At 63.8% G+C, this 22,362-nt stretch carries 22 protein-coding genes; 13 read left to right on the top strand and 9 right to left on the bottom strand.

Annotation, left to right across the window (positions count from 1 at the left end; all coding sequences use genetic code 11):
• Positions 1-3 precede the first annotated feature (3 nt).
• The 8 genes from bchM (at position 4) to bchJ (ending at position 7,169) form a co-directional block, all read left to right on the top strand.
• The gene (gene bchM, locus CCR82_RS15415; RefSeq protein WP_201246690.1) at positions 4-717 is read left to right on the top strand and encodes a magnesium protoporphyrin IX methyltransferase; all 714 of its coding nucleotides are present in this window, start codon (positions 4-6) and stop codon (positions 715-717) included.
• Positions 718-719: 2 nt separating this feature from the next.
• Entirely contained in the window at positions 720-2,192 is a 1,473-nt protein-coding gene (locus CCR82_RS15410) for a BCD family MFS transporter (protein WP_201246689.1), read from the top strand.
• A gap of 25 nt (positions 2,193-2,217) precedes the next feature.
• The gene (puhA, locus tag CCR82_RS15405) at positions 2,218-2,991 is read left to right on the top strand and encodes a photosynthetic reaction center subunit H (protein ID WP_201246688.1); all 774 of its coding nucleotides are present in this window, start codon (positions 2,218-2,220) and stop codon (positions 2,989-2,991) included.
• The gene (puhB, locus tag CCR82_RS15400) at positions 2,988-3,689 is read left to right on the top strand and encodes a photosynthetic complex putative assembly protein PuhB (protein ID WP_201246687.1); all 702 of its coding nucleotides are present in this window, start codon (positions 2,988-2,990) and stop codon (positions 3,687-3,689) included. Before puhA ends, puhB begins: the two co-directional genes overlap by 4 nt.
• A 34-nt stretch (positions 3,690-3,723) precedes the next feature.
• Positions 3,724-4,227, top strand: coding sequence for a photosynthetic complex assembly protein PuhC (gene puhC, locus CCR82_RS15395; protein ID WP_201246686.1), 504 nt, complete (start codon positions 3,724-3,726; stop codon positions 4,225-4,227).
• 14 nt (positions 4,228-4,241) lie between these two features.
• Entirely contained in the window at positions 4,242-5,054 is an 813-nt protein-coding gene (gene puhE, locus CCR82_RS15390) for a putative photosynthetic complex assembly protein PuhE (RefSeq protein WP_201246685.1), read from the top strand.
• Positions 5,055-5,205: 151 nt separating this feature from the next.
• Positions 5,206-6,573: an oxygen-independent coproporphyrinogen III oxidase gene (gene hemN, locus CCR82_RS15385; RefSeq protein ID WP_201246684.1), complete on the top strand. Its 1,368-nt coding sequence runs from the start codon at positions 5,206-5,208 to the stop codon at positions 6,571-6,573.
• Positions 6,570-7,169 carry a bacteriochlorophyll 4-vinyl reductase gene (bchJ, locus tag CCR82_RS15380; RefSeq protein WP_201246683.1) on the top strand — a complete coding sequence of 200 codons (600 nt, stop codon included), beginning with the start codon at positions 6,570-6,572 and terminating at the stop codon, positions 7,167-7,169. The genes hemN and bchJ overlap by 4 nt, the downstream gene beginning before the upstream one ends.
• On the opposite strand, the gene CCR82_RS15375 is transcribed toward bchJ, so the two are convergent.
• Positions 7,124-9,349, bottom strand: a complete 2,226-nt coding sequence (locus CCR82_RS15375) for a tRNA(Met) cytidine acetyltransferase TmcA (protein WP_201246682.1) — start codon at positions 9,347-9,349, stop codon at positions 7,124-7,126. The two genes, bchJ and CCR82_RS15375, sit on opposite strands and share 46 nt — an antisense overlap.
• 101 nt (positions 9,350-9,450) lie before the next feature.
• Entirely contained in the window at positions 9,451-10,668 is a 1,218-nt protein-coding gene (gene argE / locus CCR82_RS15370) for an acetylornithine deacetylase (RefSeq protein WP_201246681.1), read from the bottom strand.
• A 48-nt stretch (positions 10,669-10,716) separates the two neighbouring features.
• Here argE and CCR82_RS15365 point away from each other — a divergent pair, with 48 nt between their 5' ends.
• The 4 genes from CCR82_RS15365 (at position 10,717) to galE (ending at position 15,623) form a co-directional block, all read left to right on the top strand.
• Positions 10,717-12,486, top strand: coding sequence for an RsmB/NOP family class I SAM-dependent RNA methyltransferase (locus CCR82_RS15365; RefSeq protein WP_242513526.1), 1,770 nt, complete (start codon positions 10,717-10,719; stop codon positions 12,484-12,486).
• 120 nt (positions 12,487-12,606) lie between these two features.
• A complete protein-coding gene (gene mgtE, locus CCR82_RS15360; RefSeq protein WP_201246680.1) occupies positions 12,607-14,028 on the top strand; it encodes a magnesium transporter in 1,422 nt (473 codons plus the stop codon).
• Positions 14,025-14,546, top strand: a complete 522-nt coding sequence (locus tag CCR82_RS15355; protein ID WP_201246679.1) for a hypothetical protein — start codon at positions 14,025-14,027, stop codon at positions 14,544-14,546. Before mgtE ends, CCR82_RS15355 begins: the two co-directional genes overlap by 4 nt.
• 36 nt (positions 14,547-14,582) lie before the next feature.
• Positions 14,583-15,623, top strand: a complete 1,041-nt coding sequence (gene galE, locus CCR82_RS15350) for a UDP-glucose 4-epimerase GalE (protein WP_201246678.1) — start codon at positions 14,583-14,585, stop codon at positions 15,621-15,623.
• On the opposite strand, the gene CCR82_RS15345 is transcribed toward galE, so the two are convergent.
• Positions 15,599-16,411: an HAD-IIB family hydrolase gene (locus CCR82_RS15345; RefSeq protein ID WP_201246677.1), complete on the bottom strand. Its 813-nt coding sequence runs from the start codon at positions 16,409-16,411 to the stop codon at positions 15,599-15,601. The two genes, galE and CCR82_RS15345, sit on opposite strands and share 25 nt — an antisense overlap.
• Before the next feature lie 144 nt (positions 16,412-16,555).
• On the opposite strand from CCR82_RS15345, the gene CCR82_RS15340 reads away from it, so the two are divergent.
• A complete protein-coding gene (locus CCR82_RS15340; RefSeq protein ID WP_201246676.1) occupies positions 16,556-16,741 on the top strand; it encodes a CPXCG motif-containing cysteine-rich protein in 186 nt (61 codons plus the stop codon).
• Positions 16,742-16,780: 39 nt separating this feature from the next.
• On the opposite strand, the gene CCR82_RS15335 is transcribed toward CCR82_RS15340, so the two are convergent.
• The 6 genes from CCR82_RS15335 to CCR82_RS15310 form a co-directional block, all read right to left on the bottom strand.
• Entirely contained in the window at positions 16,781-17,662 is an 882-nt protein-coding gene (locus CCR82_RS15335) for an alpha/beta hydrolase (protein WP_201246675.1), read from the bottom strand.
• A gap of 235 nt (positions 17,663-17,897) precedes the next feature.
• Positions 17,898-18,047 (bottom strand): hypothetical protein, encoded by a 150-nt coding sequence (locus tag CCR82_RS15330; RefSeq protein WP_201246674.1) that lies wholly within the window; start codon positions 18,045-18,047, stop codon positions 17,898-17,900.
• 68 nt (positions 18,048-18,115) lie between these two features.
• Positions 18,116-19,354, bottom strand: coding sequence for a sensor domain-containing diguanylate cyclase (locus CCR82_RS15325; RefSeq protein WP_201246673.1), 1,239 nt, complete (start codon positions 19,352-19,354; stop codon positions 18,116-18,118).
• Positions 19,354-19,968 carry a chemotaxis protein CheX gene (locus CCR82_RS15320; protein WP_201246672.1) on the bottom strand — a complete coding sequence of 205 codons (615 nt, stop codon included), beginning with the start codon at positions 19,966-19,968 and terminating at the stop codon, positions 19,354-19,356. The genes CCR82_RS15325 and CCR82_RS15320 overlap by 1 nt, the downstream gene beginning before the upstream one ends.
• Entirely contained in the window at positions 19,968-20,333 is a 366-nt protein-coding gene (locus CCR82_RS15315; RefSeq protein ID WP_201246671.1) for a response regulator, read from the bottom strand. Before CCR82_RS15315 ends, CCR82_RS15320 begins: the two co-directional genes overlap by 1 nt.
• Before the next feature lie 195 nt (positions 20,334-20,528).
• Positions 20,529-22,283, bottom strand: coding sequence for an alpha-amylase family glycosyl hydrolase (locus CCR82_RS15310; RefSeq protein WP_201246670.1), 1,755 nt, complete (start codon positions 22,281-22,283; stop codon positions 20,529-20,531).
• Between the last annotated feature and the right edge of the window lie 79 nt (positions 22,284-22,362).

Below are 22,362 nucleotides of genomic sequence, written 5' to 3'. Positions count from 1 at the left end.
CCGATGCCCAATCCTTCGTACCAAGAGCGCCGCGACCAGGTCGAGTCCTATTTCGACCGCACCGCGGTCGATGCCTGGAAGCGCCTTACCTCGGATGCGCCGGTGAGCGGGATTCGCGCGACCGTGCGCGCTGGCCGCGATCGGATGCGCGCAACCCTGCTCGAGTGGCTCCCAGCCGACCTCAGTGGCAAGCGGCTGCTCGATGCGGGCTGCGGGACCGGCCTGCTGTCGGTCGAGGCCGCGCGTCGTGGTGCCGATGTCCATGCCGTGGATTTGTCACCGACGCTGATCGAGCATGCGCGCGAGCACTTGCCGAGCGATCTGCCGGGACGCATCGAGTTTGCCGTCGGCGACATGCTGGCGCCAGAGCAGGGCGATTTCGATCATATCGTGTCGATGGACAGCATCATCCACTACGAGCCCAATGATGCGCTAGACGTGATCGCGGGCTTTGCCGAACGTGCGCGCGACTCGGTGCTCTTCACCTTTGCCCCGCGCACGCCGGCCTTGGCGCTGATGCACGCGGTTGGGCAGTTGTTTCCGCGCAGCGATCGCTCGCCGGCGATCATCCCGATTGCTGAGAAGGCGATGCGCGTCCGCATTGAAGGTGCCTCGCGTTTCGACGGCTGGGAGATCGGCCGCTGCAAGCGGATCGCGCAAGGCTTTTACACCTCGCAGGCGCTCGAGTTGCGCCGGCGGGGCAAGGAGGTAAGTTAGCGATGGCGGCCTCGTTGGATGAACTCAAGCAGGCTTTCTATCAGGAGGTCCTGCCCAAGATCCTGCCGTTCGCGGATGCGGCGACCAAGGAACTGCCGATCGGGCGCCTGTTGCGCCTGGCGCTGTTCCAGGCCTCGGTCGGCATGATGATGGTGCTGCTCTATGGCACCCTGAATCGTGTCATGGTGGTCGAGAAGGGCGTGCCGCCCTGGCTGATCGGCCTGATGGTCGCGCTGCCAGTGCTCGTAGCGCCATTTCGGGCGTTGATTGGCTTCAAGTCCGATACTCATGAATCGGCCTTCGGCTGGCGTCGGGTTCCTTTCATTTGGTTCGGTACCCTGATGCAGTTTGGCGGTTTGGCGATCATGCCGTTCGCTCTGCTGCTGATGGCCGAGGGTGGCAACGTGCCGACCTTCGTCACTTGGCTCGCCGCCGGTCTCGCCTTTCTGATCGCCGGCGCTGGGCTGCATACCACACAGACCGCTGGCCTGGCATTGGCGACCGACCTCTCGGTCGAGGATAAGCGCCCGCGGGTTATTGCCCTGCTGTTCGTGGTGTTGCACCTGAGCATGCTGGTGGCATCGCTAGCCTTTGGCGCCTTGCTGACCGGGTTCAACGAAATGAGCCCCGGTCAGGCAAATGGACGCCTGATTGGTGTGCTGCAGGGGGCGGCGCTGGTTGCAGTCGCGCTCAATATGATTGCGCTCTGGAAGCAGGAGTCGATCAATCGTGAGCGCGCCGCGCGGATCAAGGCCGATCGCGCCGCCCACAAGGAGCAGCCGAAGTTCAGCGAAACGTGGGCGCACTTTATCCGTGCTGGGGATGCCGCGCGCTTACTGGTCGCGCTGGCACTCGGTACCGCTGCTTTCCAGATGCAGGACATCCTGCTCGAGCCCTACGGCGGTCAGGTGCTTGGGCTGACGGTGTCGCAGACCACGCGACTAACCGCGATCTGGGCTTTCGGCACCCTGGCTGCCTTCGGACTCTCGGCCTATCTGCTCGGGCGCCAAGTCGACTACTACCGGATCTCGGTCTCCGGCGCCTTGATCGGCGTGCTCGCCTTCGCCGCCGTGATCGCCGCCGATCCGCTCGACTCGCCGCTGTTGTTCCGGTTCGGCGCGCTGCTGATCGGGGCTGGCGGCGGCTTCTTCGCGGTGGGCACCCTGACCGCGGCAATGAACTTGGCCGATGTCGAAGGCAGCGGCCTTGCACTGGGGGCTTGGGGTGCGGTCCAAGCCACCGCTTATGGTCTTGCGATGTTCCTTGGCGGCACGCTGCGCGATCTCGTGACGTCAATCGCTTCCACGGGAGCCCTCGGTGAATCCCTGATGGGTCCAGCCGTTGGCTATGCGTTCGTCTATAACCTGGAGATCTTGCTGCTCTTTGCCACCCTGATCGTACTCGGACCGCTTGCCCTGAAGGGCGGTCACGCTGCGCGGTCTTCCTCGAAGTTCGGACTCACCGAGCTTCCTTAGTCAACTTGCCAACGGAGGTTTTCCGATGCCCACTGGCGCTATTACCAACTACATTGACGTCGCTCAGCTCACCCTCTTAGCGTTCTGGTTCTTCTTTTTCGCGCTCATCTTCTGGATTCGTCGCGAAGATAAGCGTGAAGGCTATCCGGTGGAATCACAGCGCTTGCGCGGTGTGAAGATGATGCAAGGCTTTCCGCCGATGCCGAAGCCAAAGACTTTCCTGATGCCGCATACTGGTACCGAGGTCGTGAAGCCGGGACCTGAGCAGCCGCAATACAAGGTGAATGCCGATCCGATTGCACCCTTCCCGGGCGCCCCGCTGGCTCCGACCGGCGATCCGATGAAGGCTAACGTCGGCCCCGGCTCGTATGCCATGCGCCTGGAAGAACCCGATCTCACCGTCGATGGCCGGCCGCGGATTGTGCCGATGAAGGTTGCCAAGCACTTCGAGGTCGTCGGTAAGGACCCCGATCCGCGTGGCATGCCAGTCCTCGGCTGCGATGGTGCCCAAGGCGGTACCGTGAAGGAGCTGTGGGTTGATCGCTCCGAGCCGCAGATTCGCTACCTCGAGCTCGAGGCCGCTGGTGGTAAGCGCGTGCTGCTACCGATCACCATGTGCGTGGTCAAGGGCAAGAAAGGTTATGTTGATGTCACCAGCATCACCGGGGCCCAGTTTGCCGGCGCGCCAACCCTGAAGAGCTATGACCAGATCACCATGCGTGAGGAAGACATGGTCACTGCTTACTATGGTGCCGGAACCATGTATGCCACTGCAGAGCGCGCGGAGCCGTTTCTGTGAGTGAGTTTGCCTTCGAGCCGGTTCACGGCTTGCCGGAGAACCTCCCCCCTGGGGAGGCGCTCCGTTGGCAGGGCGCGCCGGATTGGCGCGTTCTTGCCAGGCGCGCCTTTTATGTCAGAACAGTGGCTTTCTACTTTGTCTTGTTGATGCTACTGCGCTTAGCGGTGCTGATTGCCGAGGGCATCTCGTTCCGCGATGCCGTACTCTGGAGCCTCTGGATGGGCACCCTCGCGCTGTTAGCGATCGGCATTCTCACCCTGCTCGCCTGGCTCTACAGCCGTTCGACGGTCTATAGCATTACCGATCGACGGGTGGTGATCCGGTTTGGCGTCGCGCTGCCGATGGCCGTCAATATCCCGTTTAAGAGCATCGAGAGTGCTGGGCTGCGCACCTATCCGGATGGGTCTGGCGATATCCCCTTGGTGCTCAGTGAGGACCAAAAGGTCAGCTATCTGATCATGTGGCCCAATGTTCGTCCCTGGCGGTTCTCGAATGCGCAGCCGATGCTGCGTAGCATCCCGGACGCGGCACAGGTCGCGGAGATCCTGGCCGAGGCCTTACGCTCGGCAACGGCGGATGAAGATGAGCCAACGTCTGTGCCGGCGCAGGATGGAATACAGGATACGAAGCGGGACAGGGCGGCGTCTACGGACGAGCTGTCGTTGGAGCCTACGCCAGCGAAGGCGGGTGGTCAGTGACCTGTCGTTGGCCTGATTGGCGAGGAGTACAGCGATGAGCGATCCTTTCGACGGCCGTCCCTTCCCACGCGGCGTGTTGATTGGCGCCGCAGTGCTGATCGCATTCGCGATCATGGCTGCGGCCATGGTTCGCCTCACCGGCAAGGGTGGCGTCGAGATGCCGTATGCGCCGGTGGTCGAGGCGCGAGAGCTAGTGATTGAAGACATCGGCGATGGGGTGACCATGGTGACCTTGCCGGGCCCCTCGGGCGCCGATCGCAAAGCGGTGGTCGGCCTGCTGAAGTCGGGCGAAGATGGGTTCGCGATGGGCGTGATGCGTGGCATGGTTCGTGATCGCAAGGCGCGCGATCTGCCGCTCGATGCCCCATATCAACTCGCCCTGCTGGAAGACGGCAGGCTGGTGTTCCGCGACCCGAATGTCGGCACCGAGATCGATCTGCGCGCCTTCGGTCCGACCAACCTGGCCTCTTTCTCTCCCCTTCTGCGCAGCGAGCCCGAGCCGCTTGCCGATGTCATTGCCGCGGACGCGCGCGACTAAGGCCTCAGCGACGTATGTCGAGCTATGCTCTAGCGATCGGCTACGCGTTGTTCCTTTGGTGGTTCAGCACTGGCGTCATCCTCTATCTCAACGGGTTGCCAGCCCGCACCTATAAAACCAGTCTGATCGCCGCAACGGGATTGATGATCCTGCTGGTCGCGGTGATCTATCTCGTCCGCGATCGCCATGACCTCTGGGGAGCCTACCTCGGCTTCACCGCGGGCGTCCTGGTCTGGGGTTGGCTGGAGATGGTCTATTTCATGGGCTTGGTCACCGGGCCACACAAAGAGCCCTGTCCTCAAGGATGCACGGGCTGGCGTCGCTTCCTGCTGGCGCTGGGCACTAGCCTCTATCATGAACTCCTGTTGTTGCTGATTGCGATGGTGTTGATCGCCCTGACCTGGGATGCGGCCAATCAATTGGGTACCTGGACCTTCGTCATCCTCTGGCTGATGCGCTGGAGTGCGAAATTGAATCTCTTTCTTGGCGTGCCGAATCTCAACGAGGATTGGCTGCCGGGACATGTTCGCTTCATCACCAGCTATCTTCGTAAGCGCCCGATGAATTTGCTTTTTCCTGTCTCGGTGAGTGTGGCGACCGTGGTGATGTCGTTACTCGTCGAAGCGGCTTTAGAACTGCCAACCACGGATTTTGTCGGTGTTTCGCTGATTCTGTCGGCAACCTTATTGGCGTTGGCGATACTCGAGCACTGGTTTCTGGTATTGCCCCTGGCCGATGCCGCATTGTGGCGTTGGGTGACCACCTCGGGAGATCGCTCCAATGCCGCATCCGCGCAGCACTCCGAGTATAAGCAAAAGGTTGAATAGCCGCTACGTTGATATGCATCAACGCCCGCATACCGTTGGTTCACTAAGTTAGCCGGCACGGAGACCTGTGTCACAGTAGCCGCGCTCGCGCTCGCGCTCGCGTTGGTGTGGCCAAGCGCTCCCCCCGCTCACGCCACACTGAGGTTTGCTCATGTCCAGCTTTGCGCCAACGGAGGTGTCGCCCCAACAACTGACACGAATCGCTGAGCTTGGGCCGTTGTATGCCCAGTTTGCCAGTCAACCGGCATCCTGGATCGACAGGCTCGATCACTCCGAGTACGCCAAGGCCCTCAGGGACATCGCTCAGCATCCGGATGAGACCCTCTCGCTCTACATCCATATCCCCTTCTGCCCCGGGCGCTGCCTCTATTGCGCCTGTAACACCACCGTCACCCATGACACGGCCTGGATCGATCGCTACCTGGAGGCCATCGACCAAGAGATGGCCCTGGTCACCGACCGTCTTCAAGGCCAGCACGATGTGTTGCAACTGCATCTCGCCGGCGGCACCCCGAACTACCTCAACGATTCCCAACTGACACGGCTGACCGAGATCATCGAGCGGCGCTTTCGGATCATCCCGGACACCGATCTCTCGATCGAATGCGATCCAAGACGCGCCTCGGCGGGTCAGCTCGATCTGCTGCATGCACTGGGCTACCGCCGCATCACCTTCGGCGTCCAGGACCTCGACCCGCAGGTGCAACGCGCCATCGGGCGGATGCAGTCGATCGATCTGATTCGTGATGTCTATGCGATGGCGCGCGAGACCGGCTTCGAGGCGATCGGCTTCGATCTCATCTACGGCCTGCCCGAGCAGACCGAGGCGAGCTTCCAGGACACCCTTGATGCCATCGTCGATCTGGCACCCGATCGGGTCTCCTGCTTCGGCTATGCGCGCACCACGGCGCGCGGCACCCACCAGTACGCCATCGATGCCCATCGGCTGCCCTCGGCGACCGACCGCCAAGTGCTGTTCCATCGCGCCGTCAACACCCTCACCGCCGCCGGTTATGCCTGGATCGGGCTGGATGCCTTCGCGCTGGACACCGACGAACTCGCCATTGCCCAGGAAGAGGGGCGACTGCGGCGCAACTGCATCGGCTATACCGGTATCGAGACCGATCACATGCTCGGCTTCGGCAGCGCCGCCATCGGCGATGTCAATGGGCTCTGCGTGCAGAACGAGGTCGAGATCGACGCCTGGACCACACGGGTGCAACGCGGCGAGCTGCCGGTCGCCTGCGGGCATCGGGTCGGCGACCGCGATCGGCGCCGCCGCGATGCGATCGAGCACATGATCTGCAACCTCGAACTGCCGGCCGAACTCGCCGCCGGCTGTCTCGACGATGAGTACGCCCGCCTTGCCAGTTACGCCGCGGACGGTCTGGTGCAGATCGAGCCCGACCGGCTGCGGATCACCCCCTCGGGACGTTACTTCCTGCGCACCCTCTGCAGCGAGCATGGGGCCTACTTCGAGTGGGACCGCTCGCGCTGGCACTTCTCGCGTAGCCTATGAATTCGCTCGACGACAGTACCGCATTGGTCCGCATCGGACCCAATGCCATCATGCGCGTGGCCGAGGCCCTGGTCGCCGAGCGTGGCTCCGCCGAGGATGTCTTCAACGCCGCCTGCCTGGCGCATTACCTCGCCGATCCGCCCGAGTCGATGGTCGACGAGCGCGATGTGACAGCGCTGCAGCAGGCGCTACGCGCCCAGCTGGACGTCGAGACGGCGCGCCGCATCGGCCATGATGCCGGGCTGCGCACCGGCGATTACCTGCTCGCGCATCGCATTCCCAAGCCCGCCCAGCGCATCCTCAAACTGTTACCGCCAGGGCCGGCCAGTGCCATGTTGCTCAAGGCCGTCGGCAAGCATGCCTGGACCTTCTCCGGTAGCGGTCATTTCAGCTATACCACCGAGCGCCCGGTGCAAGTGCGCATCCAGGACTGCCCGCTCTGTCGCGGCAGCCAGGCCGAGGTGCCGGTCTGCGATTTCTACCGTGGTACCTTCGAGCGGCTCTTCACCACCCTGGTCAACCGCAAGACTGAGGTGCGCGAGACCCAGTGTCAGGCCCTGGGCGCCGAGGCCTGCGTGTTCGAGATGCGTTGGTGATCCTGCTGGCAGTCGCGCAGTGCGCCGATGGCCGCGCGCAACCGCTGGAGTAACTCGCCACGGCCGCTGAGTCCGCGCTCGCGGATGACCACCTCTGCGGCGCGCCGCTGCAAGAGGCTGCTGATCAACAGATCACGCTGCTCGGCCTCGAGCCCACCCTGGATGCCGGCCTGATGGGCGACGAGCTGTGCGCGCACCAGACGCTCGAGCGCCGGTAGCGCGGCCTCGAAGCTGCGATGGGCGTCGGCGAAGGCATCGATCTGCCGCTGATCATCCGCGCCACCAATCGTCTCGCGTTGCGGCAACTCCTGCAGCAGCGCGGCAACGAGTGAGGGTTCAACAGCCTGCAAGGGGCCGCTCAGCAAGCTCGGCAGGTCGTCGCCGAGGCGCGTGCGGGCATGCGCGACCAAGGCTTCACCGGCCGGGCTGAGTGCTTGCAGGACCACGGCCGCATGGGCGCCGCTGGCGGTGTTGCGACGCGTGCCCAGATGCAGCGGCGCCAGCCCGCAGCGGCGCCAAAAGGCGAGCAGTTCGGCGCTGGCACCGAAGCTTGCGCCCAAGAGATCGAGCCCATCCCGGCGCGCGCGTGTCGCGAGTTCGCCAACCAGCCGCCGTCCCAGCCCGCGCCGTCGCGCCGCCGGGTGCACGGCGATGCGCACGATGCGTGCATAGCCAAGCTCGGGCGCCTCCGCCAGACCGGCATGCGCCGAGAGGGTCTGCGGCAGCAAGTGGCCGCGCGGTCGACGCCGGCCTTCAAAGATCGGTTGCAGTAACTCCGACGCCAGCGTGCCTTCACGGGCGATCAAAGCGGTTGCCAACACCAGGTCGCTCATATCGATATCGGCGCCGACGTTGACGCCGACATTGCTGCCGACGTTGGCTTCAGCGCCGACGCTAAGAGTCGCGACCTCGAGGTTGGGACCATCGAGTAGATGGCGCAGGTCATTGGGTCGGGTCTGGTAATGGCCGAGCACCAACAGACCGAACAACTGACGTAGCAACGCCTCGTCGTTGGCCAGCGTCTCGGGTGATCGAATGGCGAAACGCGCCGAGGCCAGATCGGTGGCGGCGATCCGTGCATCGGCAGCCGGCTCGGCATCGAGCAGCAGGATCTGGTCGATGAGTTGCTCAAGCGCGTCGTCCTGGCGCCAGCGAATCGGGGTCTTCAGGTGCAGCGCCCGCCAGCCCGGCGTGCGCTGCTCGAGCAGGGCGCGAAAGCGTAGCTCGAAGCCGCGTCCGGTGCCCTCGTAGCCGTGCACCGTGGTCGCGAAGCAGATGCGGGGATAGCGCATCAACAACTGCTCCAGCAAGGGCGCCGGGATGCCGGCGGCCTCATCGATCATGAGCAGATCCGGGGCGCTCGAGTCCGCAAGCAGGGCGTCCGGTGCGGCAAAACTCAACAAAGGCTCAGCCTCGCTCGCCGAGGCGGCCCGCAGCGTCGCCTGCGCATGCGCGAACAAGGGCTCGACGGCGCTGCGTCGCGGTGCGGTGACGATGATCCTGGCGCGATGCTGGAGGATCGCCTCCCCGGCGGCTATCCCGAGCGCCGCTGACTTGCCGCGCCCGCGATCGGCGGTGAGCACGAGTGGACGCCGCGCGCGCGCGCTGACCAGCGCACGGATCGCCGCTACCGCCTGGGCCTGATCCGGGGTCGCGGGCCGTGTCGGATCGAGGGTTGGCCGCTGACGCTGCTGCCATTCACCAACCGTCAGTGCGACGACCGCGTCAATCGCGGTTTCGGTGTCGGAACCATCGATGTGGATCACCGCGGCCGATGACTGCAACAGACGCGCGAGGCGGGCAATGAACCGCGTGCCCACCTCAGCGGCGGAGTGGGGATGCACGGCGATGCGCGCGGCCTCTGGGTCGATCCAGTGCGGCCAGTCCGCGAGCCTCGGGGTCAGCAACAGCAGCAGACCGCCGCCGCGCAGGCTGCCGACCGACGCTCCTAGCGCATCGGCATCGAGGCCGCTCCAGAGATCCATCACCAGCAGATCACACTCGCCGCCGAGCAGTTGTTGAGCCTTGGCCATCGGGATGGCATCGGGGAGCGGGGCGTTGCTGAGCCAGACGGGGCGTTGCGGCGTGCGCGAGGCGATGACCTCGGCGGCGGCTTGCACGCCCCAATCGTGCCCGCCAGCGAACTGGATCAGCCGGCGGTGCGGCCAGCGTTCATTCATCCTCCGCCCCCAGCCTTTGATGGCGGCGCGCGCACTCGGTGCGGCCTGCGCGCGGCTCGTTTCCGGCGAGCCGACCATCAGGCTGACCGTCAGGCTTGCTGTCAGGCATCGACGCAAAAACGCTGGATGAGCTGGCGCAGATAGCCAAGCATCGGCGCAATGCGGTCCAGGGCGAGGTATTCATTCGGCTGATGTGCCTGATCGATATCGCCCGGGCCGAAGACGATGGTCTCCATCCCAAGGGCATTCAGGAATGGTGCCTCGGTGCCGAAGCTGGCGCTCTCGGCGTGATGACCAGTGAGCGCCTCGGCGGCCTGGACGATGGCGGCCCCGGCGGCGGTCTCCGCTGGCGGGATGCTCGGGAACAGGGGTTCGATGTCGAGTTCGAGCGCGCGGCGTTCGGCGATCGGTGCCACCCGTTCGCGCAGTTCGGCGCGCAGCTGTTCGGGTTGCTGATGCGGCAGCGGACGGATATCGAGATGCAGCTCGCAATGGCCGCAGATGCGGTTGAAGTTGTCGCCGCCATGGATGTGGCCGACATTCATGGTCGGATAGTCGATCGCAAAGGCCGGGTCGCGCTGCGTGCGTTTCAGCTCATCACGCCAGGCGAAGAGTGCGCTCAGGACTTCGTGCATGCCTTCCAGCGCGTTGTTGCCCAGGCTCGGATCGCTGGCATGGCCGCTGCGCCCGGTGAGCCGGATCGCCTCGGCCATCACGCCCTTGTGCGCGCGCACCGGTCGCAGGCTGGTCGGCTCGCCGATGAGCGCATGGCGGCCGAGGGCGCGTCCGGACTCGACTAGCGCCCGCGCGCCGTGCATGGCCGATTCCTCATCGGCGGTGGCGAGTAGGATCAGAGGGTGCTTGAGATCGGCTGGCTTGAACCCCCGCGCGGCTTCGATCGCTAGCCCCAGGAATGATTTCATGTCCGCCGTGCCGATGCCGTACAGACGACCATCGGCCTCGGTCAGGTGCAGCGGATCAGAGCGCCAGAGGTGCTCGTCGAAGGGCACCGTATCGGCATGCCCCGAGAGCACCAGACCGCTTGGCGGCTGGTTGTCCCGCGCAGAGGCAAGCAAACCCGCGCGGCCCTGATTATATCCACCCAGCGTGGCGACCAGATTCGCCTTCTTGGGCTGGCTGGGAAGTGGCAGGATCTCGATCCGAAAGCCGGCGTCCTCGAGCCAGCCCGCCAGCAGGTCGAGCACCGGCCGGTTGCTTTGATCGAGGCCTGGATCGACGCTGCTGACCGAGGGCACCGCGATCAGTCCCTCCAGCATCTGGCGCAGGGGTGGGGCGGTGGAAGCTGAGCGCTGTGACATAGGGATTCCTGAGCGGCTGGATGGTTGCACCATCCCGATGCCGGTAAGATGCGGCGAATCGCCCCACTGCTGCAAGCCCATCCCGCATCCGCACAGGTATTGTCTGTCGTGTTGAATCCTCCATCGACTGTTCGCGCTGATCTCGAGGCCGCGCTCGGCCGCTACCGCTGCCTGTTCGATCAACAGGTCGATGACTGGGATGGGTTCATCGCCACCCTGCTGCGGCCGTTGCCGACTTGGATTTGGGCCAATCCGCTGCGGATCGAGGGCCAGCAGCTCCGCGCGCTGATCGCCGAGGAAGGGGTGAATGCCGAGCCGGTGCCCTGGTTGAACCCCTGGTGGTCGTCGGTGGCGCTGCGGGTTGCGGCGCTCAAAGACGAAGCCGGGCAGCAGCACTCTGCGTCCAGCCCCGAGTCCCTCGGGCCCAACTCGGCCGGCTTGGATTCGCTCAGCGCGAGTGCGATCACCGTCGCTGCATCCAGTCCCATCGCGCTGCGCCTGCCGCCGGGCTTCAAGGCCGGCCAGCGCTGGTGGTATTGCGCCGGCCTGGCGCATGCGCAGGAGGCGGTCTCGCAGCTGCCGGTGATGCTGTTGGATGTGCATCCTGGTCAGCGTGTGCTCGACCTCTGCGCCGCGCCCGGCGGCAAGAGCGCGCAGTTGGCGCTGGCACTCGGCAATCGCGGCACCTTACTCGCCAACGATTTTGCCGCCGAGCGCATCGCCGCGCTGCAGGGCAACCTGGATCGACTCGGGGTGCTGAACTGCAGTACCACGCGCTGCGATGGTGGCAATTATCCGGCCGCGGCCGGTGGTTTCGACCGCATCCTGGTCGATGCCCCCTGCTCGAGCGAGGGCACGCTGAGGCGCAACCCAAGCCTGGTCCAGCGTGGCGCTCAAGGTGGGCGCGATCGGGGCGATCTCGCTTCTGGCACGCTCGCGCGCGCGCACGCTGGCATCGGCCCTGAGCGCTCGCAGCGCATGGCGGGGCGCCAACGCGCGCTGCTGCGCAAGGCGGTGCAGTTGTGCCGGCCCGGTGGGCGCATCGTCTACTCGACCTGCACCTTCGCGCCGGAGGAGAACGAGCTGATCGTCGCCGAGATCCTCGATGAGCAGAATGGCCACCTGGAGCTGTTGCCTTGCGAAGTGCCGGACCTGCTCACGGGCGCTGGTGTGACGCACTGGCAAGGTCGTCAGCTCGACCCCAGCCTCTCGCGCTGCCTGCGCATCTGGCCGCAGGCGAATGATACCGGCGGTTTCTTTATCGCCGTACTCCATAAATCTGCCCGGGCACCGGGTTTGGGCGATGCCGCATCTGCCCGGCCTCAACATTCGCGCCCGCACCCGTCCCAGCACCCACTCCAACTGGAGGCCGACGATGACGGCTGGCGGCGGGAACTCTGCGATCATTACGGTCTGTCGGCATCGGCACTGGCCGAGCGCCGTTTCCATCGACAGACCCGCCGTGGTCTGCACCTGGTGGCCGCCGATCATCACCCGCCGGCGGCGCCGTCGCCGCAGGGCAGCGGCCTGTTCGCCTATCGCACCAATATCCGCCCGCCGAAGCTCACCACCGGCGCGGCGTTGTTGCTTGGTTCGGCGGCGGCTCGTCAGACCCTTGAGCTGAGCAGCGAGCAGCGCGATTGCTATCTGCGTCGCGAGCTGCTGCACCCGGACCCCGCGCAGGTCGCCGACTGCCGTCCTGGTCAGGTCCTGGTGCGCCATCGTGGTTTCACGCTCGGGGTCGCGCTGCTGCATCGCTCCGGCGATCTGGAGAGCCTGTTCCCGAGTCGCTGGAGCGGTTGCACCGCTGGAGCTTAACGGCAGGATTTGCCCCAGGTTTCATCCGATCGTCATGGTGTCGCTCTATCTTGTGCAACTGGTTAAGCTGGTTGCACCGCTATCACCGCACACCCTGATCGCCGGAAAGAATCGACACTGATGAAAGCCAAGAAGCCGCAAATCCCGCTCATCTGGCACGCCGATACCAACAAGGCGGTCAGTGAGGATCTGAGCGAGCCGAATCGGGCCGTGGTCGACGAATTCGCGCGGCTGATCAAGGCCGGCGCGCGCGAGACCGTGCTCAAAGCGGTGCGCCGGATGCCACCGCCGAGCATGGTCTCGCTGTTCGTGCATCTGCCACTGAAGCGTGCGCGCAAGCTGACCAGCTGGTTGGATCAGCCAGAGTTGCGCATCATCGCCGAGCTGAATCCCTCGTTCCGTGCCGCGCTGCTCGATGATGTCGCGGTGCAGCGCTTGATCGACGTGCTCGATGGCTTCGAGCCCGAGGAGGCCGCCGATGCGCTCGACGATCTCCCAGACGAGGTCGCCGAGCAGGTGCTGCCACGGCTCAAGGAGCGCGAGACCATCGAGGCCCTGCGCGGCTACGGTGAGGAATCCGCCGGCAGTATCATGAGCCGCAAGTTCGTCGCCGTGCCGGTCGACTGGACCATCGGACAGGTCACCGCCGACATTCGCGCCAATGCCGAGGCGATCGAGAAGCTCTATGCGGTGAACGTGGTCGATGCCGAGCAACGCCCAGTCGGCTATCTGCGCCTGCGCGATCTGCTGCTGGCGCCGAAGGAGACGCCGGTCGAGCAGATCATGCAGACCGACTTCGTCGCCGTCGGTCCGGAGACCGATCAGGAAGAGGTGGCTCGTTTCGCCGACCGCCATGAACTCTCGGTGGTGCCGGTCGTCGATCGCGACGGGCGCCTGATCGGCCGCATCACGCCGAAGCAACTGCGCCGCGTGCTGCGGGAGGAGGCCGAGGAAGACCTGAACCTGATGTCGGGCCTGCCCGCCGATTCGCGCCCGGATCAACCGATCCGGCGCATCATTCGCGGGCGCATCCCCTGGCTGCTGGCGGGCTTGGCCGGGGCCAGTCTGTCGGCGGCGGTGGTCGGCGCCTTCGAGGAGCAGTTGGCGAAGGCGGCGATCCTGGCCAGCTTCATCCCGATCGTGATGTCGATGGCCGGCAATGCCGGCATCCAGGCTGCGACCGTCGCGGTGCAGGGCCTCTCGAGCGGGACGGTGACCTTTGCCGATCTCGGTTGGCGCCTCGGCAAGGAGCTGGTCGCGGCAGTGGCCAATGGTGCCATCTCGGCATCGGTCTTGATGGGGATGGTGCTGCTGGCGACGCAGTTCATCGAGGTGCAGCAGCCGATCGTCCTGGCCTTGACCGCCGGGCTGTCGCTACTCTCAGTGATCGTCGTCGCGGTGATCGTCGGCGCCAGCATCCCGATCCTGCTCGAGCGGCTCGGCATCGATCCGGCGATGGCCACCGGCGTCTTCATCACCACTGGCAATGACATCATTTCAGTGGCGCTGTTCTTCCTGCTGATGATGCTGTTCTATCTGTGAGCACTCACCGACAGCAGCCACCGCTGTGCTTGCAGCCACGTCGCTCGCGCTGGCTGGGGGTGATGCTGGTGGCGACGCACCTGCTCGCGGCTGTCGTCTTGCTGCTGATCCCGCTTGAGCCAAGGCCGCTCGAGCCGCTGCTGCGCGTGCTGTTGCTCCTGCTGGTCATGCTCAGCCTCGGCTATGGCCTCTGGGCGCAGGTCCTGGGCCTGGCGCCCTGGTCGTTGCGAGAAGCGACCTGGTCCGAGCAGGGCTGGCGGCTCGGGTTTCGCAACGGTCACCAGCGCGATGCCGTGCTGCTGCCGAGCAGTCTGGTCACGGTGCCGCTGGTGATCCTGCATTTTCGTGTCGGTTGGCTGCGCTATGCGTGGATGATCCTGAGCGAGGAGGTGATCGCGCCAGAGCAGCTGCGACACGTGCGTGTGCGGTTGCGACTTGGAACCTCCCGGCCACGCCCTGTCCGGACGTCGACGCGAATGGCTATACTGCAGCCAGACATCGATTTCCGGCGCCGTTGACTGCGTGAGCGGCGCCCCTGTCGCCAGGAGGCGCGGATGAAGGTCCTGATCACCGGTGGGGCGGGCTATATCGGCAGCCACACCTGCGTCGAACTGCTGGCCGCCGGCCACGAACTGGTCGTGGTCGACAACCTCAGCAATAGCAAGCCTGAGTCGCTGCAACGGGTGCGTGAGATCAGCGGCCGGGCGCTGGACTTCGTACACGCCGATCTGCGCGATGAGGCCGCGCTTGGGCAGGTGTTCTGCGCGCATGCGTTCGATGCCGTGATCCATTTCGCTGGCCTCAAGGCGGTCGGTGAGTCGAGCGCGCTCCCGCTCGAGTACTACGACAACAACATCGTCGGCACACTCACGCTCTGTCGGGCGATGCGCGAGGCGGGCGTCAAGCGCTTGGTGTTCAGCTCCTCGGCCACGGTCTACGGTGATCCGAATACGGTGCCGATTCGTGAAGATTTTCCGCTCTCGGCGACCAATCCTTATGGCCGCACCAAGCTCTTCATCGAGGAGATCCTGCGCGATCTGTATCGCGCCGACCCGAGCTGGGACATCGCGCTACTGCGTTATTTCAACCCGGTCGGGGCGCATGCGAGCGGCCGCATCGGCGAGGACCCGAACGGGACTCCGAATAACCTGATGCCGTTCATCGCCCAGGTTGCGGTCGGCAAGCGCGAGGCGCTGCAGGTTTTCGGCGATGATTATCCAACCCCAGACGGCACCGGGGTGCGCGACTACATCCATGTGGTGGATCTGGCGCTCGGGCACCTGGCGGCGCTGGAGCGTTTGCGCGATGCGCCGGGGCTGCTGACCTGCAATCTCGGCACCGGGCAGGGCTATAGCGTACTCGAGATGGTGGGTGCATTCGAGGCCGCAAGCGGCCGGCCGGTGCCGTATCGGATCGTCGGACGGCGGCCCGGCGACATTGCCGCCTGCTATGCCGATCCGACCCAGGCGCGCGACCTGCTCGGCTGGCAGGCCGAGCGCGGTCTCGAACAGATGGTCAACGATGCCTGGCGTTGGCAGCGCCAAAATCCTGAGGGGTATCCCGAGGCCGGTCAGGAATCGGCCAATATCCCATAATGATGCGCGCCTTCGAGCACACCGCTGGTGTAATAACCGCTCAATCCCTTGAAGCCGCCCTGGGCGAAGTAGGCGCGTAGACTCGGGTTCCCGGCCATGGCCTCGCGCACCTTCTCGACCAACTGTTCATCGGCGTTGCGCACCAGCACGCCCGAGAAGCCGGCGGTGAGCGGGAAGATGTCGTTGCCGCTGTCGCCGCAGAACACCACCTCTTGCTTGGGCACGCCCAGTTGCTCGGCGAGGAATTCGAGCGCGGTCTGCTTGGTGGCCGCTTTCGGTAGGAAATCCAGCAAGCCATCGCCGCTCTGCGAATCGAAACTGTAGATCGCGACCTCATCGAAGCGATCCTGGGTGCGCTCGGTGATCTGTGCGATCACCGCATCCTTGTTCGCGTGATCGACATAGTAGCTCTGCTTGAACGCGCTCAGATGTTCGGCCTCCTGCTCGCGCATGCCGTCGATGTCGGCAACGGCCTCGCGCACGGCAGCGGCGTCCCAACGCGGGCACAGCTGTTTCACATGGTCGACCCAGGCCTGATCGATCTGCCACTGACCGTCCTCGAAGCGGCGGATCGAGGTGCCCACATCGCCAATGAGCACCTTCGGGTGGCGGATGCCGAACTCACGGATCGCCGCTTCGGCCAGCCGCAGGTTGCGGCCGGTGACGTAGACGACGAAGATCCCTTGGCGTTCGGTCAGGTCGTTGAACAGCTCGATGGCACCTGGGTCCGCAGGCCAACTGCCGTTTGGTAGCAGGGTTCGGTCAAGATCGGTCGCAAGGATTCGCATCGTGGTGTCTCCGTTTTTCAATCCCATTGAACGCCGTAGCGCCGTTGCGAACTATTTCGACAGATCGACCGAGGCCCGTCAAATGGCTGGCGGCTGTCCAGCGCTGGCGGCCAGGTCACCGTTTCTTCATCCTGGAGGTTGTTGATGCTTGAACAAACCTTGGTGGAATGTCCGTATTGCGGCGAAACCATCACAACTGCGGTCGATGGTTCGGCCAGCCATCGCTATATTGAAGACTGTCCGGTCTGTTGCCGGCCGATCGAATTCGAGGCCGAAATTAACGCCTGGGGCGACCTGGCGCGCTTGAATGTTTGTCGTGACGATGACTGACAGGGAGTCTGCGTCTGAAGGCTTCAAACGCTGTGTCCTTCAAGTCGCCCACCATGCTGCCCCAAGAAACGTCAGCAACGCATCGGCATGGGCCTCGATCTTGTCGACCGAATCATGGCCAGCGCCAGCCACTACGAACAGCCGCACCCGCGCCGGATCAGCGGCTGCGGCGAGGCGTTTGGCGTCCTCGATCGGCACGGTCTGATCGTGATCGCCATGGACCAGCAGCACCGGGCAGGGAACGCGGCGGATGCTATTGACCGGGGCGATGGTCGCGAACCGGTAGCCGATCACCCATTCGACATAGCGCTTGGTCAGTTCCACCACAAAGCGCGGTAGATGCAGCCGCGCCAGATACCGCTCGGTGAGCTGGGCCGGGTCGGCGAAGGCGCCGATGCTGATCACCGCGTTGATGTGCGGATTGCGCGTGGCTTCAAACAGCGCGGCGCCGGCACCGACCGAATGCCCTAGCACCGCGATCCGCGTCGAGCACGACGGATGTTGTTGCCGCAGCCAAGTGATGGCCGCGCCTAGATCCTCGGCAAAGCGCGGCAGCGAGGAGAAGCTGTCGCCATCGCTCGCGCCATGATTGCGCGCATCGAACAGCAGCACGTTGAACTCCGCCTGATGCAATGGCTGTGCGAGCGGCAACATCTGCTCGGCATTGCTGCCCCAGCCGTGCAGGATGATGACCGTCCGTGTGGCATCGGCTGCCGGCAACAGCCACCCGGTTAGCGTGCGGCCGCGAACGGTGAGAATGCGGACAGTCTCGAAGGCAAGCCCGAGAGCCGCCGGTGAGCGTGTTGCAGGCACACGCGGTGCCCGAAAGCCGAGGTGGACGCCAAGCGGAATCAGGCTTGCGGCCAGCACCGCGAGCAGCGCCAGCGTCACCAGGGTTGTTGTGGCAATAGAGGTGATCATCGAACCACTTTACCCCTGGCCCGATTTTGAACGCAGTGACGATCGTCGCCTGCCGAAACGTGATGCAGCTTCGATTGCGAGCCGCGTTGGGCGTGGAGCGCCGCCGGGCTGGGGCGACCGACTAAACCGAGCGCGGTGGGTGTTGAGCGGCCTCTGTCTTCTTGGCTCCATACATTGCGCGATCGGCATATCGCATCAATGTTTCGGTATCCTTACCGTCTTCTGGATAGCAGGATCACCGCTGCGACGGTAAACCCAGCCGGAAGACCGGAAGATAGGCCGCGTTGATGTAGGGGGTGACCTCGAAGAGACTGGCGATCTGGTTCGCGGTCCAGTAGCCGGCCCCAGGAGAGGGGAACAGGCCGCAGCCATTCCCAATGCCCATTCAGCCCGCTGAAGACGCGCTGCTGACCGCTCTGTTGCGTTGCAGCGTTGTCTTCTTTCCGGCGGTGGTCAGTCTCGCTCGCTATCCGCTGGTTCGGCAATGCAGACGCGATTGCGGCCCTCTTCCTTGGCCCGGTAAAGGGCAACGTCAGCTCGATCAAGGAGCGAATCGGCGGACTCGTTCGGCGCATGAAAGGCAACACCGAAGCTGGCGCTGAGTTTACCGATGGGTGGCCAGTTTTCCGTGGCGATGGCTTGACGCAGCTTTTCCGCAGCAGCGGCGGCATCCTGTGTATTGACTATCGGCAGCAGCACGACGAACTCTTCTCCGCCCCAGCGCGCGAGTTGGTCGCTCAAGCGGGTCTGCGTCCGTAGTAACGCGGTGAACTGCTTTAGCACGCTGTCACCGGCAAGATGGCCGTGGTTATCGTTGATCCGCTTGAAGTAGTCGATATCGCAGAGGATCACGGCAAATTGCTGGCCATAGCGTTCTTCGGCCGAGATGGCCGCCTGCAGCAGTTGATCGAACTTCATGCGATTGTAAGCGCCGGTGAGGGCATCGCGCTCCGAGAGGGCCTGAATCTCCTTTTGCAGGCTGATGTCCTGCAAGACGAGATAGTGCTCGTATCCCTCTTCGTCTTCCAGTCCCTGTGCCTTGCGCACCCGCACCCAGAGTGTGCTGCCGTCGGCGCGCAGCACGGGGCATTCCGGGAGCTTGTCATCGGCGGCCTTCTGGTGTGCCTCGAGTTGTCCAAGACCGAGCGCGTCGAGCGGGGTGCCGCAGAGGGTCTCGGCATTCCAGCCGCTGGCTTGGAGAAGTGCGGAACTAGCGCGGGTCACGTGCCCATCGTCATCGACGCCGAGGGTCATCACATTGTGGTCGATCAGCTCAAGGTAGCGCTGCGATGCCTTTGCCGCCACGGCGGCCCGGGCCTCGGCCTCGCGAGTGGCGGTGACATCATCGACTACGATAATGGCGTTATGTGGCTCGTTCTCATCCGGGAGGATGCGTATACGCTGTTGCATGTACGCGAAATGCGAGTCGATGATGCGATCCAGCGTGACCGGGAACAGATAACCTTTGCGCGGCTGTAGGTATGAGGGCGATTGCAGTTGCAATGCCGCTTTCACGCGCCGCCTTAGGGTCGCCACGGGCAAATCCGGAAACAAGGTCTCAAGGCGTTGACCGATGGCTGTCTCCGAGTCGATCTCCGCATGCTCGGTCATCCAACGGTTCCATGCGAGCACTGTCAGCTCAGGATCAACGATCAGGATGCCGCTGGAGAGTTGATCCGCGATCGATTGCATCAGTGGGGTAGTTCGTCGAGCACTCGATTCAGGCTGCATCGAATCCAATCGAAACACTGGCTGTGCGTCAAGATGAAGATGCGCCCGCGGATGTGCTGTTCGGCAAAGTCGATGAGGGTTTCGATCTTGACGACATAATCGAAATGAGCGGTGGCCGGCGCCTCGGCGAGAGGTATGGCGCTGAAGTGTTGGAGATCGGGCTCACCGAGGGTAACGTGCGCTTCCATCTGCGCGCCCAGCTCGCGCATCATCGCTGCGGTGACGATGTTGCTCAACTCCAGCAAGACGTCGTCGTGGTTATCATTGCTGTCTCCGTCCAACTGGGCTTCGAGGTAAGCGGCGATATTGGCTGCGGAGGTGTTATCGAGTAGGAAGATCACCTCGCCGCTGACATCGCCGCGGAACACTTGTCGGGCGAGGTAACAGCCCTCGCTCGGCGCGCAAGCATCGCGCAGGATGCCGTGGAAGCTGTGGGTATCGATCAGGGCGATGAGTGGTGGACGCATGGTGGCAAAGGCGCCCATGATGTCGGCGATGCGCGCCGTGGCCTTGCCAGAAGCGACGTTGATGAGTTCTCTAAGACAGTCGAGCTGATCGTCATCGAGGCGTTCCATCAAAGAAACCCCAGTCGTCGCAGATGACCTTCCAGCTCGTTCTGTAACGCTGATTTGTCGATGAAGCCATCGGCGCCATCGGCCATGACCCTGGACACGGCCCGCGACTGCACATCAGCCGAGACCACGAGGATGGGGGTTTTGAGGTCGTGGGCGCGGATCGCTTGAAGGGCTTTGAAGCCATCCATCACCGGCATCGTCAGGTCGAGAAAAATAAGGTCTGGGTGATGCTCACGCCATAGCATCACGCCTTCCTCGCCATGTTCCCCCTGGAGGATGTCAGCGTCTTGAAAGCCGGTCTCACGAAGAAGACCAATGAGTAAGCGCCGGGCCATGCGCGAGTCATCGACGACGAGCAGCTTCATAAAAAACAGACGATTGGGTGTGGGTCGTAACCTGGCGGAGTCTTTTTAATCTTGGGCTTTGAACTGCGATTATAGCCATAAACGGCTGTGTCGTCCTTGACAGGCACCGAGTCGCAGAGTCATGCGGATTCGCCGAGCAGACGGGGCTGTTGGCGTCCCTGCCTCCCCTCCGCCCGTCGGTGTTCGGCCCTGATCTCAGCGCTCGAACGAGAGTCGTTGCTCGTCGCCCTTGCCGTCACGGACGCAGAGATGGAAGCTGCTGTTGCGCAGATCCGCCTCCAGCGTCGCCAGGCTGTCGCCGTTGTGCCAACTGATGCGCAAGTGATGCTCCTCGGTTGGATGGACCTCGAAATCGCCACGGAACGCAGGGCAGGTGTTACGCAGTTGCAGCAATTTGAGCTGGTCGCGCACGACGAGCCGCTTAAGCCCCGCTTCGACGTCCTCGAGCGAGAGATTGGTGCGATTGATCTCCTTGTGGCCGGCCGCACCGCCGCGATCGGCGGCTTCGTAGTCGTTCTTGCCGGCGAACAGATCCAGATACCAGATCTGCGGAATGCCCGGCATGAAGAGCTGGATGGCGCGCGCCATCAGGAGTTTCTGCTCGTCTTCGCCGAGGGCGCTGAAGAAGGTGGCATTGATCTGGTAGTAGGCAATCTTGCGCCCATCCGGCCCATAGAGGTTCTTCACCCGTCCGCCGCGCTCGGTGACGCGGGCCATGGTCGCCTCGATCTGCTCCTCATCCAGCAGCCCTTCGCGGAAGCTGCCGGCCTCGGCCTTGCCGCGTAGGTCCAGCAAGGGGATGCCGTCGTGGCAGCCGAGCATGTTGATGGTCTGCAGGCCCTTGGCGCGGATCTCGTCGATCCAGCGCAGCAGTGCCTGATTGGTGCCGCGCTCGAGCGCGTCGATGACCAGACCGGGAAAGAAGAAGTCGTAGATCGGAAAGCCCTTGCTGGCCACCTCTTCATGCAGCCCGGTGCCATACTCGGCGTGGATCTCGGGGAAGACGATGAGGTCGTTGGCCTCAGCGATGCGCTTCAGTCGTTCGAGGTAGTCCCAGGTGCCGGGACGGTTAAAGAAGTTGGGTTCACCCGGCACTTTGTGCAGATAGGCAAAGGCATCCAAGCGGATGATCTTGGCGCCATAGTCACGCAGCCGCTTCAGGGTTTCCTCGTAGAAGCTCCAGACCTGCTCGGAGCGGGCGTTGAGATCCATCTGTCCAAGATACTGGCGCTTACGCTCGATCACGCCGAGGATGGCATCCTTATGTTCGGAATAGCCATCGAGATCGATCGCCGCCGGATCGGTTTTGGCGGCGATGGCTTGATTGACGAGCGAGGCGACTGCCGGGGCATCGTCTGCGGAGATACCCTCGACCTCGGTAAGATCCTCGGGCTCGAGTTCCTGGTAGCTGACATCCTGATAGAAGGTGTTCCAGTACAGGCGATCCGAGCCGTCCGGGAAGCGCACCTTGAGGATCGGCAGCCCGGGCTTGCGCATGAACAGCTTCTGCAGGTACTCCTCGGTCGGGATGATGGTCCCATCCGGTCCCTCGGTGCCGTGCTCGTGCCAGAATTCGTTCCAGTCGACGAAGAAATCCTTGTACGGCGACTCGTTGCCGTGCTCGATCAGATCCTGGAACTGATGCGACTGCACCGAGAGGTGGTTCAATACCAGGTCGAGCTTAAAGTTGATATTGAGCTTATGCAGCTCGGCGAGATCCTCGGGCGTGACCAGCTCCTCATTGAGCCCGTAGTCAATGATCGAGAATCCGCGGTCGAGGTCGCTGTTGAAGAAGGTCGGCAGGATGTAGAACAAAGAAAAGGTATCTTTGAACTCCGGGCGTTTCAGCACGGCGACGATGTCGGAGAGTCGCCCGCCGATGCTGTCGGGGTAGGCGTTGAGCATCACCCCGGTGGGCAGCGTTTGACTGATGGGCTGTTGTTGAGACATAGATCACTCGTGTCGTTGAGTCGGCTCGAGGTGCGTCTGCGGCCTCAGCGCTGCGATGGTTTGATGCTGGGTTTCCATA

Source organism: Halochromatium salexigens (assembly GCF_016653295.1).
GTDB lineage: Bacteria > Pseudomonadota > Gammaproteobacteria > Chromatiales > Chromatiaceae > Lamprobacter > Lamprobacter salexigens.
The sequence above is the reverse complement of the archived record's forward strand: the minus strand, read 5'-3'. Positions and strand labels throughout refer to the sequence as shown.